Here is a 19591-nt window from a genome sequence, read left to right as displayed (position 1 = left end):
AGCATGAAGTACTTTGGCACCGACGGCTTCCGCGGCCGCGCAAACGAGGGCCTCAACGTCGAGCACGCCTTCAAGATCGGCCGCTTCGTGGGCTGGTACTACGGCGCGCGCCAGGATCGCAAGGCGCGCGTCGTCGTGGGCAAGGACACCCGTCGCTCGAGCTACATGTTCGAGTCCGCGCTCGTGGCCGGCCTTGTTGCCTCCGGAGCCGACGCCTACATGCTGCACGTCATCCCCACCCCGGGCGTCGCCTACGAGACGGTGGACGGCCGCTTCGACTGCGGCATCATGGTCTCGGCCTCCCACAACCCCTACACCGACAACGGCATCAAGCTCGTGAACGGCGAGGGCTACAAGATGGACGAGGACGTCCTCGAGATGATCGAGTCCTACATTGACGGCGAGGTCGAAGTGCCGCTCGCCACCGGTGACGCCATCGGCTGCACCGTGGACTACATGCAAGGGCGCAACCGCTACATCGCCCACCTCATCGCAAGCGCGAACTTCTCGCTCCAGGGCGTGAAGGTCGGCCTTGACTGCGCCAACGGCGCGGCGTCCTCCGTCGCCAAGCCCGTCTTCGACGCCCTCGGCGCCGACGTTCGCGTGATCAACAACAGCCCTGACGGTTTCAACATCAACGTGGACTGTGGCTCCACCCACATCGACCGCCTGCGTCGCCACGTCGTGGAGCAGGGGCTCGACGTGGGCTTCGCCTATGACGGCGACGCCGACCGCTGCCTTGCCGTGGACGAGCGCGGCAACGTGGTCGACGGCGACCTCATCCTCTACATCTGCGGCGTCTACCTCAACAAGCACGGTCGCCTCACGGCCGGCACCGTGGTCCCCACCGTCATGAGCAACTACGGCCTGTTCAAGGCGTTCGACGAGGCGAGCCTCTCCTATGAGACCACCGCCGTGGGCGACAAGAACGTCTACGCCTGCATGCGCGAGAACGGCTACAGCCTGGGCGGCGAGCAGTCCGGACACATCATCTTCGGCGACATCGAGTGCACGGGCGACGGCATCATGACGTCGCTGCGCGTGATGGAGGTCTATCGTGCGGAGCGCGAGAAGCTCTCGCAGCTCGTCGCGCCGGTGAAGCTCTATCCCCAGGAGCTCGTGAACGTTCGCGTGACCGACAAGGACGCCGCCATGTCCGACGAGGGCGTGCTCGCCGCCGTCAAGAAGGCCGAGGAGTTTCTCGAGGGCCAGGGCCGCGTGCTTGTGCGCGCCTCGGGCACCGAGCCGCTGGTGCGCACCCTCGCCGAGGCGCCTACCGACGAGCTCTGCAAGCGGGCCAACGCCTTCGTGCTCGATGCGCTGGAGAAGTTCCGCGCGTAGGCGCCCTGGCCTCATGTCGCCAACGGCGTCGCGAGTCCCCCGCTGATCCGGCATGCGGGGGACTCGCGCCGTTTGTGCGCGCAAGATGGCGTGCGGGCCATGCGGGGGCACGGCGTGGATGAGCGACGGCACATCAGCGCGGCGAGAAGAGCGCGCCCGCGCCCGGTGGCGGACGGATGTTACGGCATGTCGTGGTTTCCGGCTCTGCTGCGGGCGGGGCACGCCGTCACTGGTACAATCTGGGCACGTGACTCAAACGCACCCAATCCCCTGAGGAGGCCCTCATGTGTGGAATCGTAGGCTACACCGGTAGAGACCAGGCGGTCGGCTACCTGCTCGAGGGCCTCTCGACCCTCGAGTATCGCGGCTACGACTCTGCCGGCGTCGAGGTCGTCGGAACGGACGGCGAGCTTCATGGGGTCAAGTGCGCGGGGCGCGTGGCGACCCTCGTCGAGCGGTGCGAGACCGCGAACCTCGTGGGCACCTGCGGCATCGCCCACACGCGCTGGGCCACGCACGGAGCCCCCACCGACAAGAACTCCCATCCGCACCGTGACTGCACCGGTCGCATTGCCGTCGTGCACAACGGCATCATCGAGAACTTCCGCGAGCTGCGCGGCTATCTGCAGCGCATCGGACACACGCTTGTCTCGGACACGGACTCCGAGGTGATCGCGCACCTCATCGAGGACGCGTGGGCGGGGCCCTGCAGGGGTGACCTCGTGACCGCGGTGCGGCACGCGTGCCGTCGGCTCAGGGGCTCGTGGGCCCTTGCCGTCGTGTGCGCCGACGCGCCCGGGGAGATCGTGTGCGCCCGCAACGGCTCCCCGCTCGTGGCCGCCTCGACGGAAAGGGGCGCCTACGCCGCCTCCGACGTCACCCCGCTCGCGGGCGTCAGCTCTCATGTCATCCAGCTCGAGAACGGCCAGTTCGCCCGCCTCGAGCAGAGCGGCGCCGTGACCGTCTACGACGAGGAGGGGCTCGTCGTGGACGACCCCGCGACGATGGACATCGACTGGGACGCCTCGGCGGCGACGCTCGGCGGCTATGCCGACTTTATGGCCAAGGAGATCGCCGAGCAGCCCGAGGCCATCGAGCGCCTGCTCTCCGGCCGTCTTGGCGAGAAGGGCATCGTGCTCGACGAGCTCTCCATGAGCGAGCGCGACCTCGCGGCGATCGACCGCGTCTACCTCATCGCCTGCGGCACGTCCTACCACGTGAGCCTCATCGCGCGGACCCTCATCCAGACCTGGGCCAAGGTTCCCGTCGTGTGCGACTACGCCTCCGAGTTCAACTACGAGCAGGACGTGCTGGTGACGCCGCACACCCTCTGCGTGATCATCACGCAGTCGGGCGAGACGGCGGACACCCTCACCGCCGCGCGCCGCATGAAGGGGATGGGCTGCAAGGTCTTCGCAGTGACAAACGTGCTCGGCTCAACGGCCGCGCGCGAGGCCGATGGCGTGCTCTACGTGCAGGCGGGCCCGGAGGTCTGCGTGGCGTCCACGAAGGCCTACACCGCGCAGATGGTGGCGAGCGCGCTTCTCGCCCTGCGGCTGGCCCAGGCCAAGCGGCAGATGGACCTGCCTGAGGTCGGGCGCCACTATCGCGACCTCTGCGCCATCCCCGACCTCATCCGCGAGGTCCTCTCGCGCTCCTGGCAGGATAAGCGCGCCGCCGCGGTCTTCCGCCGCGCGCATTCGGCGCTCTTCCTCGGCCGCGGCGTCAACGCGACGACCGCCTACGAGGGATCGCTCAAGCTCAAGGAGATCAGCTACCTGCACGCCGAGGCATATCCGGCGGGGGAGATGAAGCATGGCCCCATCGCCCTGCTCGAGCCGGGCTTCCCGGTGGTTGCCATCGTCCCGGCTGACCGCGTCCACGACAAGACCGTATCCAACATCCAGGAGGTCATTGCGCGCGGCGCCACGTGCGTGGCCGTCGCCACGGACGGCGACGAGGCTGTGGCCTCGCTCGTCGAGCACGTCCTGTGGATCCCGCCGGTGCCCGACGAGCTGCTCGTTCCCATCGTCGCGGTGGTTCACCTGCAGATTCTTGCCCGCTACGTGGCAAGGACGCGCGGCTGTGACGTCGACAAGCCCCGCAACCTCGCGAAGTCCGTGACCGTCGAGTAGGTGGTGCGAGTGGCGACGGCAGGCATAGGGGTCGACATGCTCGAGATCTCGCGCATGGAGCGCGTGCTCGCGCGCCGCCCCAGCTTCGCGCGCCGCGTCTTCACGGACGAGGAGCGCGCGTACTGCGAGAAGAGCGCGCGGCCCGCCGAGCACTATGCCGCGCGCTTCGCCGCGCGCGAGGCCGTGCTCAAGGCCTTGGGCACGGGCTTTTCCGGGGGGATCGGCCTGCGCGACGTCTCGGTGACGCGCGATGAGGCGGGTCGGCCCCGCGTCCTTCTCGCCGGCCGGGCGGCCGAGGTCGCCCGCGAGAAGGGCGTGCGGGAGATCGCGCTCTCGATTTCGCACACGCGTGACGTCGCGGTGGCGAACGCGCTTGCGGTGACCGACGAGGTTCGTCCCGCCCCGCCCGAGCGCGACGACGCCGCGCGTCAGCTGGCCGCCTCCTTTAAGGAGGCCCGGGCGGTGCTCGACGAGCTCGAGCGCATCCAGGAGGGCCTGCTCGACGACATGGCGAGGACCGACGAGCCGCACGGCTCCGTTCCGAGCGACCAGGTCGACCCAAGCGGACAACCTTCTCTCGAGGAGTGATTCACATGCAGCCTGTGCTTAACATCGAGGACGTGAAGCGCGTCGAGGTCGCCCTCACGCGGGAGGGCGTGAGCGTCTCGGAGCTCATGCACCGCGCCGGCTTTGCCGCGGCGCAGGAGGTCATTGAGCTGGGGGACGTCGACAACGTCGTGGTGCTCGTGGGACTGGGCAACAACGGCGGGGACGGCTGGGTCGCCGCCGAGGCGCTGCACTCGCGCGGCATCAACGCCAAGGTGGTCACCCCGATCGAGCCGGACGAGCTTGCCGGCGACCTCGCGCGGCAGGTCGCGCAGAGCGCCGTGAAGTCCGGCATCGAGCCGGTGGTGGGCCCCTCTCGCGACGAGCTCGAGGGCCTGCTGGAGACCGCCGACGTCGCGCTTGACTGCATGCTTGGGACGGGCTTCCACGGGGAGGTTCGTCCCCCCTTCGACATCTGGATCGACTGCGTGAACGCTTGCCCGGCACGCGTGGTCTCGGTCGACGTGCCGAGCGGCCTCTCCGGCCAGACGGGCCACGCCGCGCGCTCCTGCGTGATCGCGGACATGACGGTCACGATGCTCGCCCTCAAGCCCGGCCTTCTCTCCGACGACGGGCGCGACGTGTGCGGCGCGATCGTCGTGGCGCCGCTCGCCGAGCAGACCGAGCGCCTGGTTATCGAGGCCGATCCGGTTGCATGGCGTACCGACCTTGCCGACTACCTCGGCGTCCTCGCGCCGCAGACGCTCTCCGTCGACAAGTTCTCGCGCGGCTCCGTGCTCGTCGTGGGCGGCTCGCGCCGCTTCCCGGGCGCGGCGGTCATGGCCGCACGCGCCGCGGCCCGCATGGGCGCGGGGTACGTGACGCTCGCCGTCCCCGCCTCCGCCGCGCTCGCCGCCCAGGCCCATCTGCTCGAGATTCCCGTCGTTCCGCTGCCGGAGGATGCCGAGGGGACGATCTCTGCGGACGCCAAGGACGTCGTGCGCAAGCTGGCGGAGGGGGCCTCGGCCGTGCTCGTGGGCCCGGGCATGCGCGTCTCGGGAGGGACGTCGTCGATCGTCTCCGCCCTTCTCGGCATCGACGTGCCCCTCGTCATCGACGCCGACGGCCTCAACTGCCTCTCCCGCCTCACCAACGGGGCGCTTCCGGACTTTCCCGAGATCACGAGGCGCCGTGCGCCGCTCGTGCTTACCCCGCACCGCGCCGAGCTCGGCCGGCTCGTCGGACAGGCCTCCAATCCGCCGGACTCCCTCGTTGGGCAGCTCGACGCCGCGCGCAAGATCATCTGGGCGGACGGCGGCTCCGAGCTCGTGGTGGTGGCGAAGGGCTGCGCGACGGGGTGCGTGAGCGTCGAGCAGGCCGTTCTGCCCAAGCCCGGTCCGGCGGCGCTTGCCACGGCGGGCTCGGGGGACGTGCTTGCCGGCATGATGGCCTCCGCCCTTGCCCAGCGCGCCGGCGAGGACGTCGACCTTGCCCTTCTCGCCGCGTACGTATGCGAGATTCACGGCTACGCCGGGTCTCTCGCGGCCGAGCGCGTCGGCTCGCACGCGGTGATGGCGTGCGACCTCATCGACGTGGTGGGGCTTGCCTCCGACGCCGTGGAGGAGCACGCCTCCTATCCTGACGGACTGGCCGAGTAGGCCGCGGCGCGAGGGGAGATGGCCATGGGCAGGGATTCCGTGAAGAGCCCGGACACCAGGTGGTCCTGGGTCGAGGTGAACCTCGCGGCGCTGCGTCGCAACGTCACGGCGTTCAGGCGCCTTCTGGGCCGCGGCACGCAGATGATGTGCGTCGTCAAGGCGGACGCCTACGGGCACGGCGCCGTGCCGTGCGCGCGGACCATGCATGCCGCGGGCGCCAACCAGTTTGCCGTCGCCACAGTGCGGGAGGGCATCGCGCTGCGCGAGGCCGGCATCGAGTGGCCCATCCTCATCCTCTCCGAGCCTCCCGTCGACTGCGTCCGGACGCTCGTGGAGTACGACCTCATGCCGGCCGTCTACACGGCCGACTTCGCGCTCGCCCTTGGCGAGGCGGCGGCCGCCGAGAACCGCGTGGCGCGATACCACCTTGCCGTCGACACGGGCATGACGCGCATCGGTGTGCGCCGAGCCGACGTGGTGGAGCTGCGGCGCACGATCGACTTCCATCGCGGGCTGGAGTGCGCGGGCACCTTCACGCACTTCGCCACCGCCGACGTGCTCGACGACTGGGACTTCGCCCTGCAGCTCAACCGCTTCCGCGAGGCGGTCGAGGCCCTGCGGGGCGCGGGGCTCGACACCGGGCTCGTCCACTGCGACAACACGCCGGGGACGATCCTTCACCCGGAGTGCCGCTTTGACATGTGCCGCGTGGGCGTGGGCCTCTACGGTCTGCATCCCGCAGAGACCACGCTCGGCCAGATCGACCTCGAGCCGGTCATGAGCGTGCGCGGCCGCATCGTCCGGGTCCTCTATCCCAGCGTGGGCGACGGCGTGGGATATGGCCTCACGTATCGCGTTCCCAAGCAGAACATCCAGATCGCCACCGTCCCCATCGGCTATGCCGACGGCCTCGCGCGCGAGCTCTCCAACAACATGGACGTCCTCGTGGGCGGGTGCCGCTGCCGCCAGGTCGGCAACATCTGCATGGACCAGTTCATGTTCGCGGTGGACGTCAACGGCGCGCGCTCGTACCGGCCGACGCGACCGGTCGAGTACGGCGACGTGGTCACCATCATCGGCGCGGACGGCGACGAGCGCATCACCGCAGACGAGATGGCCGGCCTGCGCAACACCATCAACTACGAGGTGGTCTGCGACTTTGGCATGCGCCTGGAGAAGGTCTATGCCTAGGCGTCCCGCAGCCGAGAGAAGGGGGCTCGACCTCATGGCCGTCATGCACATTCCCGGACACGAGCATCAGAAGCCGCGGGAGGTCACGCTCCAGGAGATCCGCGACCTCATGGGCAACTGCCAGCTCTGCCCGCTCGGCGCCACGCGCACGAACCTCGTCTTCGGCGTGGGCAACCCGCACGCCCGCGTGATGTTCATCGGCGAGGGTCCCGGACGCAACGAGGACCTGCAGGGCGAGCCCTTCGTGGGTGCCGCCGGCCACAAGCTGGACGCCCTTCTTAGCTGTGCCGGCCTCACGCGCAACGAGATCTACATCGCCAACGTGGTGAAGTGCCGCCCGCCCGGAAACCGCAACCCCAGGCCGGAGGAGATCGAGGCCTGCGCGCCCTTCCTGCGCGAGCAGATCCGCTCGATCTGGCCGGACGTCATCGTGTGTTTGGGCAACTTCGCCTCCCAGTTCGTGCTGAGGACCAACGCGGGCGTGACCACGCTGCGCGGAAGGCTCCACCAGACGGGGCACTTCGTGGTGTGCCCCACGTTCCACCCGGCGGCGTGCATCTACCACGCCGAGTGGCAGCCGCTGCTCGAGGCGGACCTCACGATGGTGGGGGAGTGGCTCGCCGCTCACCCCGCGGGGGAGGCGCGATGAGCGAGAAGAGCTTTCGCACGTGCTCGCGCGACGAGACGATCGCCCTCGGTGAGCGGCTCGGCCGCGCCCTTGCCGCCGGTGACGTGCTCGTGCTGACGGGCGACCTGGGGGCGGGGAAGACCCAGCTCACCAAGGGCATCGCCGCCGGCATGGGCGTGACGGACGACGTCACGAGCCCCACCTTCACCATCGAGATGGTCTACCAGGGCGCAGAGATGCCGCTCTACCACTTCGACCTCTATCGCCTGGACGATCCGGACCAGCTGGAGGACACGGGCATCTTCGACGTGCTCGGCGCCGACGGTGTGTGCTCGATCGAGTGGGGCGAGCAGTTTGCCGAGGAGATCGGCGACGCACGCGTGGACGTCTTCGTGACCCGCCTCGACGACGAGGCGGCTCCCGGCGAGGAGCCGCCGCGCGAGGTGCGGCTCGTCGCGCACGACGGGCGAGGAGAGGCCCTTCTCGCCACGCTGTAGCGATGCTGACAAAGGTGACAGGGCAATTTGTCATGATCGGCCAGCGGGTCGCGGCCGTCGTGCCCTTCTCGTCACGCTCGCCCGATGGGGGGACCGACGCGTGACTCCGGGGCTCTGCGCCGCTCCCGGTCACGCGTCGACAGCGGCTGGCAGCCTCTGTCCCCACCATCGTTCAAAATAGTAGAAATTCCCAATTGATACTAAATATCAATATGCTATCCTGAGGAGGACACGAGGGAGGTGGACATGCCGACGAGAAATACCGTGCAGCGCGCGATCATCGCGGACGAGCTCGCTTGCCTGGCGAACCACCCTACCGCCGACGAGGTCTATGAGTCCGTTCACGAGGAGCACCCCACAATCAGCCGGGCGACGGTCTACCGTACGCTCAACAGGCTTTCCGACGAGGGGAAGATTGGGCGGGTGCGCATCAACAACGGGGCGGACCGCTTTGACCATCGCTCGTTTCCTCACTACCACGTGCGCTGCGTGCGCTGCGGCAGGGTGGACGACGTCATGATCGACCCCATCGGGGAAGACGTGAACGAGGCAGCGGCCAAGGTGTCCGGCTATCGGATCTGCGGGCACAGCCTGCAGTTCGACGGCATCTGCCCCGCGTGTCAGCAAGAGTCGGCACCTACGGACCGGGGACCTCTCGGGACGTGTGCATAGGAGAGGACGGCGAGGCCGAGGGGGCCTCGCCACCTACGAGGCAATGAGGAGGCTTCACCATGGACAAGTGGGTCTGCAAGGTCTGCGGTTACATCTACGAGGGCGCCGAGCCGCCGGCGGAGTGCCCGGTCTGTCACGCCCCGGCCAGCCAGTTCGAGAAGGTCGAGGGTGAGCTCAAGCTCGCCGCCGAGCACGAGTACGGCATCTACGGCAAGACCGTCAAGGACAACCCCGACATCTCCGACGAGGACAAGGCCTACATCCTCGAGCAGCTCAAGGCAAACTTCACCGGCGAGTGCTCTGAGGTCGGCATGTACCTCTGCATGGCTCGCATCGCTCACCGTGAGGGCTACCCCGAGATCGGCCTCTACTGGGAGAAGGCCGCCTACGAGGAGGCCGAGCACGCCTCCAAGTTCGCCGAGCTGCTCGGCGAGGAGCTCGAGCCCAACATGAAGGCCTCCACCAAGGCCAACCTCGCCTGGCGCGTCGACTGCGAGTTCGGCGCCACGCAGGGCAAGACGGAGCTCGCCACCTGCGCCAAGAAGAACAACCTCGACGCCATCCACGACACCGTCCACGAGATGGCGCGCGACGAGGCTCGTCACGGCAAGGCTCTCAAGGGCCTGCTCGAGCGCTACTTCGGCTAATGGCTGGCAGGCCTAGGAAGAAGGCCGCCGGATCGAAGAAGGTCAAGCCCTCGGGGCCCGCGTCCTGCGCGGTGCTCTGGGGGCTTGACGCTGACGGCGAGAAGGGCGCGGCGGTCCGGGCGGTGCTGAGGGAGATGGGCGTGGTGGCCCGGACGGCGACGTACGAGCGTCTGGGCGATGCCGCGGGCGCGTTCGCGCGGCTCGTTGGCTTCAGGCCCGCGCCCGTGGACTACGCGGGACCGGCCCCGGAATGCGAGGAGTTCGTCCTGCTCTGCGGCCTTACGAACGCGCAGGTTGACGAGTTTCTCGCCCGGAGCCGCGAGGCGGGATGCGTCGTGGGCCCCAAGGCCCTGCTCACCAAGACAAACCGCGCCTGGCCGCTCGTGCGGCTGATTGACGCTGTCTCTGCCGAGCACGCCGTCAACGCCTCCTGACAAAGGTTGACAAAGGTGACAGGGTCGTTTGTCAGAATTAACCTGACAAACGACCCTGTCACCTTTGTCAACCTTTGTCACGTGTTGTGGCGAAAACCGTGCTGGTTGTGCGGGTTCTGGCTGACCGAGCGTCCCCTCGATACACTTAAGCTGCCGTCAAGCTGTCTGCAAGGCAGGTGAATCGGGAGGACCATGGGAGAGCTGCTGCAGAACTTCATGACCACGCTCACGGCGAGCGTCGAGTCGCTCTACAACCTCGCCTGGGCGCTCTCCCTGGTGCTGCTCCTCACCAAGTTCCACGGCGCGGGCGGGCGGCTTCTCTGGCTCCTGCCGCTGCGCCTCGCGATTGCGCTCCCGGTGGTGTGGCTGCTCGGCACCGTGAGCGACCTCATCTTCCCCAACTCCATCACGTGGACGGTCGCGCCGGCCGCGGTCTGCGGCGCCTTTTTCTGGGATCGCAAGACGCCGGCGCAGCTCGTGCGCATAGGGCTCGTCATCTGCGCGTGGCTCTACTCGCTCTCTGTTGCCGACATGCTCAATGCGGAGCTTCAGGGCGGGATTGAGCTCGCTTCCGTCACTTCGCTTGCGTACATGCTCCTGCTGCGCACGATCCTCGTCGTGCTGGAGCGCCACAACTCGCTCGACGAGGACAACGTCTCGCTCTCCTTTGTCATGCCCGTGCTCATCGTCTGCGTCTCTGGCCTCGCCGAGCGAGCCATCCTCTATCTCCGCTCGGATTTCGGCCTCGTATACTACTCGGCGAGCACGCTCGAGAGCTTCCTCACCTGCCTCAACGGGCAGCTTGCGGAGCTCGTGGTGTACTGGGCCGTCCTCCGCCTTGCGCGCGAGCTGCGGGAGAAGGAGCGTATCCAGGCGGAGCGCCACCTCATGGAGGGGCGCTACCAGGCGCTCGTTGCCTACCGCGAGAGCGGGGAGAGCCTGAGGCGCCTTCGGCATGAGGTAAAGAACCAGTATGCCTACATCCGCATGCTGCTCGAGCAAAAAGACTACGCCCGAGCCGAGGAGTTCTTTGGGGAGATGTCTCTGCGCGCCAACCCAACGTTCTCCATGGTGGCCAGCGGAAACGATCTCGTTGACGACATCGTGAACATAGAGGTTGCCAAGGCCCGCGCGGCCGGAGTGGAGATCAGCGCGCGCATCGCGGTGCCGCCCGAGTTGCCCTACGAGGAAATTGACCTCTGCAGCCTGCTTATGAACCTGCTCGACAACGCAATCGAGGCCTGCGCGGAAGGCGACGAGAAGAACGTGCGCCTGGGAATCGTCGTCGACCAGGGCGCGCTTGCGGTGACGGTGGTGAACCCCTCCCCGCACGAGCCGCGACGCAGCGAGGCCGGGACGCTGGTAACCACGAAAAAGGACCCGGAGGGACACGGATACGGGACCTCGATCGTGAGGGCAGTCGCCGAGAAGTACGACGGCGCCGCCGACTTCTCGTACTACGACGGGGAGTTTGTGGCTAGGGTAATGCTCGCGCTGCCCGCATAGGCGGCGCGCGGAGCGGGAGGCTCCGGGGACGGGAGGGACATGCTTCAGTATCACGTTGCCGTCTGCGATGACGAGCGCTTCGCCGCGGACGCCATAGCTACGGCCGCCGAGCGAGAGCTCTCCCTCCGAGGAGCGCAGGCGGACGTCGAGGTCTACACCGTGCTCGAGGAGCTGGCCAAGCGGATGGACTCGGTGGGCTTTGACCTCGTCCTTCTCGACATCGAGATGCCAGGCATCGACGGCATCCAGTTTGGGCGCGCCCTGCGCGAGATCGGCTTTGGGACGGACATCATCTACGTGTCCAACAGCGAGGACCGGGTCTTCGAGTCCCTCTCCCTGCGACCGATCGGCTTTGTGCGGAAGAGCCGCTTCAACCAGGATATGGCTGAGGCCATAGAGACCTTCGTCCGCGAGCGCCGCAAGACGAGCACCAACCGCACCATCACCCTCAAGATGGCGCATGCCATGGGGACGTTCTCCGTCGACGACATCGCCTACGTCGAGGCGCATCGGCGCGAGAAGGTCGTGCATCTGGCCAACGGGCGCACCGAGGAGGTCCTCACGACCCTCGACGAGATGGGGGAGAAGCTCGCGCCGTTTGGGTTCTACCGCGTCCACAAGGGCTACCTCGTCAACTTTGCGCACGTGCGACAGCTCACGCCGCAGGGCTTCGTGGTGGGGCGCGACCTCGTGCCCATCGGCCGCTCCAAGGTGGCCGACGCCCGCCGCGCCTACATGGACTACCTGAACGACAAGAACTCGATTATGCTGTGATGCCTAAAAGGGGCCTGTCCCCTTTTAGGCATCCATAAAAGGGGACAGGCCCCTTTTAGGCATCTTTTAGGCGCCGCTCGCCGGCGATTCCATACCGCTCGCAACCAGCGGTTTATTGCAGTTGGTGACGCAAATCACGCCATTGGTGCCGCGGGGGTGCTTTGGTGCGACACGTTCCGCAGTCTGGCATGAGCCCCGTTTGGCCGCTCTTCAGCTTCCTATCGTAGAGCTCGGAGGCTTCTGGCCTCCCCTCCCTTCCCTGGCCGGTCCCCCGACCGGCCCCCGGGAGAGGGGATGGGGTCACGTCCCGCCGCAGGGCGGGTGAAGGGCGCCTGAAAGGGCCATAGGAAGGGAAGCAAGATGAGAAGAACGTGGAAGGGAATCTCGCGCAGGAGCTTTGTCCTGGGCACCGCGGCCGCCGCCGTCATGGCGGGGCTCGCGGGGCTCACGGGCTGCGATTCCGGGAGCGGCAACGGCGGCGGGGACAGCACCCCGCAGGCTCCCTCCGAGGAGACGCAGTACTTCAAGAGCGACTACGAGTACACGCAGGAGGGCGAGCAGAAGCTCGTCGACGACGAGCACGCCCTCTACAGCCAGCTCGTCACCGAGGGCACGGTCCTGCTCAAGAACGAGGGTGCCGCCCTGCCGCTTTCGCCCGATGACGGCAAGATCATGGTCTTCGGTAACGCTGGCCCCCAGTGGATGAAGGGGCTTGACGAGTCGTTCAAGAACGCGGGCTACGACTTTGACGACGCGTGCTGGGAGTTCTATGCCAACGGCTCCACGAACGTTGAGAAGGTTGCCGTCAACGAGAACCCCTGGTCGGACGTCGAGGGCGCTGGCTTCCTCTCCGGCGCGTCCGGCGTCGCCGTCGTGGTGCTTGGCCGTCGCGGGGCCGAGGGCTCTGACTGCAGCTATGGTTCCGAGCGCGACTATCTCATCCTGTCTCCGGAGGAGAAGGAGATGCTGAACGGCGTCGCCGAGCTTCGTCGCGGCGGCACCTTCGGCAAGATGATCGTCCTCATGAACACCACCAACTTCATCACCTGGGAGGACGGCGAGTGGTCTGACGCCATTGACGCCCTCGTGTGGTGCGGCTCCTACTACGACCCGTACTTCCAGGGCCAGGAGCGCGAGTGGTCCGTCGATCCCCTTGTGGCCCTTCTCTCTGGCGAGAGCAGCCCCTCTGGTCGCATGCCGGACTCCATGTACAAGGACGCCTACAAGATTCCTGCCATGGTCAACTTCGGCGCCATCGACGCCGATCGCTCGCAGCTTTCCGAGGGCAAGGACGACGAGGTCCAGAAGGAGATCGACTACTGGAAGCCGCCCATCGATAAGGACAAGGGCAGCCACTGGCGTCGCAACATCGTGTATGCCGAGAGCATCTACGTGGGCTATCGCTACTATGAGACCCGCTACGAGGACAAGGTCCTGGGCGTCGATGGCGTTGGCGACTTCGACTACTCCTCGCTCGTGGCCTACCCCTTCGGCTATGGCCTCAGCTATACGACGTTCGAGTATTCCGACTTCAAGGTCGCCGAGGTCGAGGACGGCTTCGACGTCACTGTCAAGGTCACCAACACCGGTGACGTCGAGGGCAAGCACTCGGTGACCGTCTATCTCCAGAAGCCCTACACCGCCTATGACGAGTCGAACGGTCTCGAGCAGTCGGCCATCCAGCTCGCGGGCTACGAGAAGTCCGGCGCAATCGCCGCCGGCGCCTCCGAGGACGTGACGGTTCACGTGCCCATGAGTGAGCTTGAGACCTACGACTCCGAGGGGGCCAAGACCTACATCCTCGAGGCCGGCGACTACTACCTCACCATCGGCAACGGCTCGCACGAGGCCGTCAACAACATCCTCGCCGCCAAGGGCAAGACCGTCGCGGACGGTATGACCGCGGACGGCGATGCCGATCTCACCTTTGTCTGGAACAACCCCGAGCAGGACAACGAGGTCTTTGCGACGTCGGTCACGGGCGTCAAGATCACCAACCTCTTTGACGACGTCGACCCCAACAAGAACGAGACCATGAAGGAGCACAACCACATCACGTGGCTCAGCCGCTCCAACTGGGAGGGGACGTATCCCAAGGAGGCCATCCACCTCGTGTACACCGACGAGGTCGCCGACATGGCGAAGCCCGTCCAGTACAAGGCCAACTCGGGCGACCCGAGCTCCGTGCCCGCCCACGAGTTTGGCAAGACCGACTCCGATCTCATGCTCGTCGACATGCGCGGCAAGGACTATGACGACCCTGAGTGGGAGGCCCTCATCTCCAAGCTCACCTACGAGGAGGCAGTCTCGCTCATCGCCGACGACCAGACGGCGCTTCCCGTGATCGGCAAGCCTCAGACGACCAACGGCGATGGATCCAACGGCCGCTCGACGACCCTTGCCATCTCCGGCCTCACGGCGATTCCGTTCCCCATGACCGCATGGCGTACGGCGGCCTTTGACCGCAACCTTTCCAGCAGGGTCGGCCAGATGATCGGCGAGAACCTGCTCCACGGCTCCTCTGCAGACACCAAGACGCTCGGCCTCTATGGCTTTAGCTGCAACAACCACCGCACGCCGTACTCCGGCCGCAACCACGAGTACTACTCTGAGGACCCGTTCCTCGCCGGCAACGCCATCTCTGCCGAGGTCAAGGGCCTCATGGACAAGGGCGGCGTCACCTACATGAAGCACTTCGCCGCCAACGACCAGGAGACCTACCGTCACGGCGTCCCCTCGTGGGCGAACGAGCAGACCCTGCGCGAGATCTATCTCAAGCCCTTCGCCAAGGCGATGACCGAGGGCCACGCCAACGGCGTCATGACCGGCTTCAACCGCCTGGGCATGTGGTGGACGGGCGCGAGCCCGAGCCTGCTCAAGGAGTTCTCCGAGGGCGAGCAGGGCTATCGCGGCATCACGCTGACCGACGCCTACGAGACCGACTTCATGAACACCATCGACGGCCTGCTCAACGGCTCCCACGCCTGGCTCGGCGGCACCGGCTACATAAACACCGACGAGGTCCTGCTCCAGGATGACTATTCGAGCGACCCCATCATCCAGGACGCCGTCTTTGGCGCGGTCCATCGCATCCTCTACGTGAACGCCAACTCTCTCGCCATGAACGGCCTCGCGCACGACACGCAGATCGGCGTTCAGAGCGAGGGCGGAGAGGAGGCCAAGCCGGCTATGGTCAGCGCCGTCGACATTGCCAAGAGCACGGGCGCCGAGACCACGGCGAGCGTGGGCGTTGACTTCTACGATGACGGTACCTTCGCGCTCACCATCAGCAAGCTCTTCTGGACGAATGTGATCTCGGGCAAGTGGGCCTACGATGACTCCAAGGGCCTTGAGCTCACCGCTGACGGCGGCAGCGAGGTCAAGGTCGAGGAGAAGGACGGCGTCTATACCTTCTCTGCCGACATCGAGACCGCGTTTGGCCCTGGCTCTGGGTCGGCCATGCTCTCTCGCTATGAGTTCGTGAAGGCCGCCAACGCCGCTGGCTCCAGCTTCAAGGAGGTCGAGCAGCCTACCTATACCGTCACGTATGCGTCCGGCAGCGACGACGTCAGCGGTACTGACCCCGAGAGCGTGACCGTTGGCGCGGGTGACTCCTTCACCCTGCCCGAGAACCCCTATGAGGGCCAGTTCATGATCTTCGACGGCTGGGACGTCAACGGAACCGTGATGCAGCCCGGCGATGAGGTTGTCATGAACGGGTACATGAACTACGACATCAAGGGTAGCTGGTCCAACCAGATTCTCGTGACGGCTACGACGCAGGACAGCTACAAGTACTCCTTCATCCAGGAGAGTGGCGTTCCGCTGAACCTCTACTGCAATGGCACCCTGAGGCTCAACGCTGCCAACAAGGTCTCGTCCACCGGCACGTGGGAGCTTGAGGGGTCTGGCTCGGGAGCCGCCACGCTCGTCATCAAGAACGAGAAGGGCGAGCCCGTAGCCGCCAAGGTCGAGAAGGACCAGATTACCTACGCCCAGGACGGCTTCTACTACGACTGGGGTCAGCTTGACCTCGGCTGGGGCTCCGGCGTCTTCTATGCCACCTACACGCACCGCATTCCCGTTCAGGACTTCCTGGCGGCCTACAACGAGGTGTTTGGGACGAGCTACGAGGACCTCTCGCTGACCGCGGGTGCCGCGTCCTTCGCCGAGCAGGATGATCCGTCCGTCTCTTCGCTCGGCATGGGCTTCTAACGCCAATTGTTAGTCCGTCGGGCCGGGGCGAGAGGTTCTTCTCGCCCTGGCCCGGCCTCACGTGTCATGAACGGAGCATTACCTCATGTCAGATAAGCAACCAAAGAAGAAGGGCGGAGCAGGCCGCATCGTGGCGCGCGTCGTGGGCGCGGTGCTCGCCGTGGTGTTTATCGCCCTCATCGTGGCGGCCAACGCCATCCTCCCCAACTACACGCAGGTCATCAACTCGTACCTCGGCGTCGAGCAGGGCTGGGACAACTCCGGCGTCAACACGGAGGGCCTCGACCTCGAGTACAACAAGGCCGACCACAAGTCCCGCGAGGACCTCGCGGCCTACGAGGGGGAGCTCGACAAGCAGATTGCTGCCGAGGGCATCGTCCTTCTCGAGAACGACGACGCGTCCCTGCCGCCGGCCGAGGGAACCACGCTCTCCTTCGTGAGCGGAAACTCTCGCTCGCTCGGGACGGGCAGCGCCGGCATCCTCGCGTCCACGATGGGCGTCGAGGGCGAGACCGTGGACGCCGTCACGCCCGCGATGGAGGCGGCCGGGCTCAAGGTCAACCAGACGCTCGTCGAGTTCTACGCCTCTGGCGCGGGCTCCGAGTACGTGATGGGCTCCGGCTCGGTGAGCTATGGCGACGACGAGGACTTCTCCATCAACGAGTGCCCGCTCTCCGTGATGCAGGATGCCGGCGTGCTCGACTCGCTCGAGGGCACCACGCCCGTCTTCGTGCTCAAGCGCGTGGCCGGCGAGGGCCGCGACATGCCGCGCTCCATGTACAACCACGCCTCGAACGCTGAGGACCAGGCGCGCACCTACCTGGAGCCCGACTCCACGGAGCTCGAGATCCTGCAGTACCTGAACGACAACTTCGACAACACCGTCCTGCTCATCACGTCCAACAACGCGCTGGAGCTCGACTGGCTCGAGCAGTTCCCCAACATCAAGTCGGTCCTCTATGCCCCGTCCCTCGGGACCTACGGCATCGACTCCCTCGCGAGCGTGCTCGCCGGTGACGTGAACCCCTCCGGCCGCACCAAGGACACCTTCGCCGCTGACCCGCTCTCCGCCCCTGCCGCGCAGAACTTCGGCGACTACCAGTACCTCGACGAGTCCGGCGAGCTCACCAAGTACAACTACGTCTCCTACGAGGAGGGCATCTACGTCGGGTATCGCTATTATGAGACCCGCTACGAGGATGTCGTGCTCGGCCAGGGCAACGCCGGCGACTTCGACTATGCCGCCGAGGTCTGCTATCCCTTTGGCTACGGCCTCAGCTATACCACCTTCGAGTGGTCCGACTTCGAGACCACGTGGGATGGCGGCGAGTGCACCGCCACGGTGACCGTCACCAACACCGGCGGCGTCGCCGGCAAGGACGTGGTGGAGCTCTACGCGCAGTCACCGTATACGGACTATGACCGCGCCAACGGCGTGGAGAAGGCCGCCGTCACGCTCGTGGGCTTTGCCAAGACGCAGCTCCTCGAGCCCGGCGAGTCCCAGACCGTGGAGATCGTCTTCGAAGAGTCCCAGCTCGCCTCCTATGACTACCTGGGCGCCAAGACCTGGATCCTCGACGCGGGCACCTACTACGTGACCGCCGCCGGCGACTCCCACGAGGCCGTGAACAACGTGCTCGCCGCCAAGGGCGCGGCCGTCGAGGGCAACGTTGCCATGACGGCCACCTACGTGCCCGACAACGCCGAGGTGGACACCACCACCTACGCCACGGACACGCTCACGGGCGAGGAGGTCACCAACCGCCTCGATGACGCCGCGGGCGACCTCACCTACCTCACCCGCTCCGACTGGACGGGCACCTTCCCCACGCACGACGGCGAGCCCACCTCGCAGGTCTCCACCTGGGGCAACGAGATAAACGGCGATGACGGCGTGAGCTATACCTACGGCAAGACCGCCTCCGCGGAGCTCATCGCGCAGCTCGACTCCACCGACTCGGGTAACCCCGACGTCCAAGAATGGGAGGGCGACCTCGTCTACGGTGCCAAGAACGGCCTCACGCTCATTCAGATGCGCGGCCTCGAGTATGACGACCCGGCCTGGGACGACCTGCTCGACCAGCTCACCCCCGAGGACTACGACATCCTGATCACGCAGGCGGGCTATGGCACCGACTACATCGCCTCCGTGGAGAAGCCGGCCGGCACCGACGCCGACTCGACCTCCGGCTGGAGCTGGGGCGGCATCGGCATGACCTTCTGCAACCCCGCGATGGTCGCGCAGACCTGGAATGTCGAGCTCGCCTACGAGCTGGGCATCTGCATCGGCGACGAGAGCCTCTACGGCGGTGCCACTGGCTGGTACGCCCCGGCCATGAACATCAACCGCACCGCCTTCTCCGGCCGTGCCGGCGAGTACTTCTCCGAGGACGGGTTCCTCTCGGGCGCCCTGGCATCGCAGGAGGTCAAGGGCGCTGCCGAGAAGGGCGTCTACACGCTCATCAAGCACTTTGCCTTCAACGACCAGGAGAACCACCGCGGCGACCGCACCGGCCAGTACTCGATGGCGACCTGGCTTAACGAGCAGTCCGCACGCGAGATCTATCTGCGCCCCTTCGAGATGTGCATGAAGGTCGGTGACGTCGAGGTCAACTACGTCCGCGAGACGGGCGATGGCACCTACGAGAACGCCACCACCACGATGGCGGCCTGTCAGGGCCTCATGACCGCGTTCAACCGCATCGGCGCCACGTGGGTCGGCGGCGACTACGACCTCATCACCGGCATTGTCCGCACCGAATGGGGCTTCGACGGTTGGATTATCACGGACAACGCGGACACGGGCGTCTTCATGAACGCGGGCCAGATGATTGAGGCGGGCGCGGACTCCAAGCTCACCGCGAGCGATCCCACCGACACCTGGACCTTTGACGAGAACGACCCCCTGCAGTATCGCTACGCGCGCGATGCCGTGCATCACCTGCTCTACGTGATGGCCAACACGCACTGCATGAACGGCGCCATGCCCGGCAGCCACTACACCTCCGGCGTGGGCGGCATGCAGAAGGCCGACCAGATCCGCTGGGGCATCACCGGCGTTGCCGCCGTGGGCCTCGTGGCGATCGCGGGCCTCACCGTCCGCGGCGTCCTCAAGTCCCGTAAGGAGCGGCGCATTTCCTGACAAAGGTGACAGGGTCGTTTGTCAGGTTTTCGTCGGGGCGGCGGTCCGTCATGGGCTGCCGCCCCCCTTGCGCCCCTCGCGTTTGCACGAGCAAGCTCTGCGGGTTCTTCTCGCCCCAACTGGGAAAACTATGAAATTGGGCGTTTTTGTCCGGAGATTTGCACGAGCAAACTCCGGGTCATGCGCGTGTCGGGCGGAGTGGCTA

14 protein-coding genes are annotated in these 19591 nt (G+C 66.5%); all 14 read left to right on the top strand.

Features of this window, described 5'->3' with window-relative positions:
• Positions 1-3: 3 nt before the first annotated feature.
• Positions 4-1341, top strand: a complete 1338-nt coding sequence (gene glmM / locus BQ7391_RS01100; protein WP_075278929.1) for a phosphoglucosamine mutase — start codon at positions 4-6, stop codon at positions 1339-1341.
• Positions 1342-1625: 284 nt separating this feature from the next.
• Positions 1626-3476 carry a glutamine--fructose-6-phosphate transaminase (isomerizing) gene (gene glmS / locus BQ7391_RS01095; RefSeq protein ID WP_075278928.1) on the top strand — a complete coding sequence of 617 codons (1851 nt, stop codon included), beginning with the start codon at positions 1626-1628 and terminating at the stop codon, positions 3474-3476.
• A gap of 9 nt (positions 3477-3485) precedes the next feature.
• Positions 3486-4064, top strand: a complete 579-nt coding sequence (acpS, locus tag BQ7391_RS01090) for a holo-ACP synthase (RefSeq protein ID WP_075278927.1) — start codon at positions 3486-3488, stop codon at positions 4062-4064.
• A gap of 5 nt (positions 4065-4069) precedes the next feature.
• Complete coding sequence (locus BQ7391_RS01085) at positions 4070-5680, top strand: bifunctional ADP-dependent NAD(P)H-hydrate dehydratase/NAD(P)H-hydrate epimerase (RefSeq protein ID WP_075278926.1); 1611 nt, start codon at positions 4070-4072, stop codon at positions 5678-5680.
• A 24-nt stretch (positions 5681-5704) separates the two neighbouring features.
• A complete protein-coding gene (gene alr, locus BQ7391_RS01080; protein WP_075280819.1) occupies positions 5705-6871 on the top strand; it encodes an alanine racemase in 1167 nt (388 codons plus the stop codon).
• Positions 6872-6905: 34 nt separating this feature from the next.
• A complete protein-coding gene (locus BQ7391_RS01075) occupies positions 6906-7520 on the top strand; it encodes a uracil-DNA glycosylase (protein WP_075278925.1) in 615 nt (204 codons plus the stop codon).
• A complete protein-coding gene (tsaE, locus tag BQ7391_RS01070; RefSeq protein WP_075278924.1) occupies positions 7517-7996 on the top strand; it encodes a tRNA (adenosine(37)-N6)-threonylcarbamoyltransferase complex ATPase subunit type 1 TsaE in 480 nt (159 codons plus the stop codon). Before BQ7391_RS01075 ends, tsaE begins: the two co-directional genes overlap by 4 nt.
• A gap of 246 nt (positions 7997-8242) precedes the next feature.
• Complete coding sequence (locus BQ7391_RS01065; RefSeq protein ID WP_075278923.1) at positions 8243-8668, top strand: Fur family transcriptional regulator; 426 nt, start codon at positions 8243-8245, stop codon at positions 8666-8668.
• A gap of 59 nt (positions 8669-8727) precedes the next feature.
• Positions 8728-9315 carry a rubredoxin-like domain-containing protein gene (locus tag BQ7391_RS01060; protein ID WP_075278922.1) on the top strand — a complete coding sequence of 196 codons (588 nt, stop codon included), beginning with the start codon at positions 8728-8730 and terminating at the stop codon, positions 9313-9315.
• Positions 9315-9749 (top strand): DUF3783 domain-containing protein, encoded by a 435-nt coding sequence (locus BQ7391_RS01055; RefSeq protein ID WP_083662029.1) that lies wholly within the window; start codon positions 9315-9317, stop codon positions 9747-9749. Before BQ7391_RS01060 ends, BQ7391_RS01055 begins: the two co-directional genes overlap by 1 nt.
• Before the next feature lie 192 nt (positions 9750-9941).
• Complete coding sequence (locus tag BQ7391_RS01050) at positions 9942-11255, top strand: sensor histidine kinase (RefSeq protein WP_075278920.1); 1314 nt, start codon at positions 9942-9944, stop codon at positions 11253-11255.
• 39 nt (positions 11256-11294) lie between these two features.
• Positions 11295-12029, top strand: coding sequence for a LytR/AlgR family response regulator transcription factor (locus tag BQ7391_RS01045; RefSeq protein ID WP_075278919.1), 735 nt, complete (start codon positions 11295-11297; stop codon positions 12027-12029).
• A gap of 360 nt (positions 12030-12389) precedes the next feature.
• Complete coding sequence (locus BQ7391_RS01040; RefSeq protein WP_075278918.1) at positions 12390-16244, top strand: glycoside hydrolase family 3 C-terminal domain-containing protein; 3855 nt, start codon at positions 12390-12392, stop codon at positions 16242-16244.
• Positions 16245-16329: 85 nt separating this feature from the next.
• The gene (locus tag BQ7391_RS01035) at positions 16330-19386 is read left to right on the top strand and encodes a glycoside hydrolase family 3 N-terminal domain-containing protein (protein ID WP_075278917.1); all 3057 of its coding nucleotides are present in this window, start codon (positions 16330-16332) and stop codon (positions 19384-19386) included.
• Positions 19387-19591: the final 205 nt, after the last annotated feature.

The organism is Thermophilibacter provencensis (assembly GCF_900128445.1).
Classification (GTDB): Bacteria; Actinomycetota; Coriobacteriia; order Coriobacteriales; family Atopobiaceae; genus Thermophilibacter; species Thermophilibacter provencensis.
The sequence above is the reverse complement of the archived record's forward strand: the minus strand, read 5'-3'. Positions and strand labels throughout refer to the sequence as shown.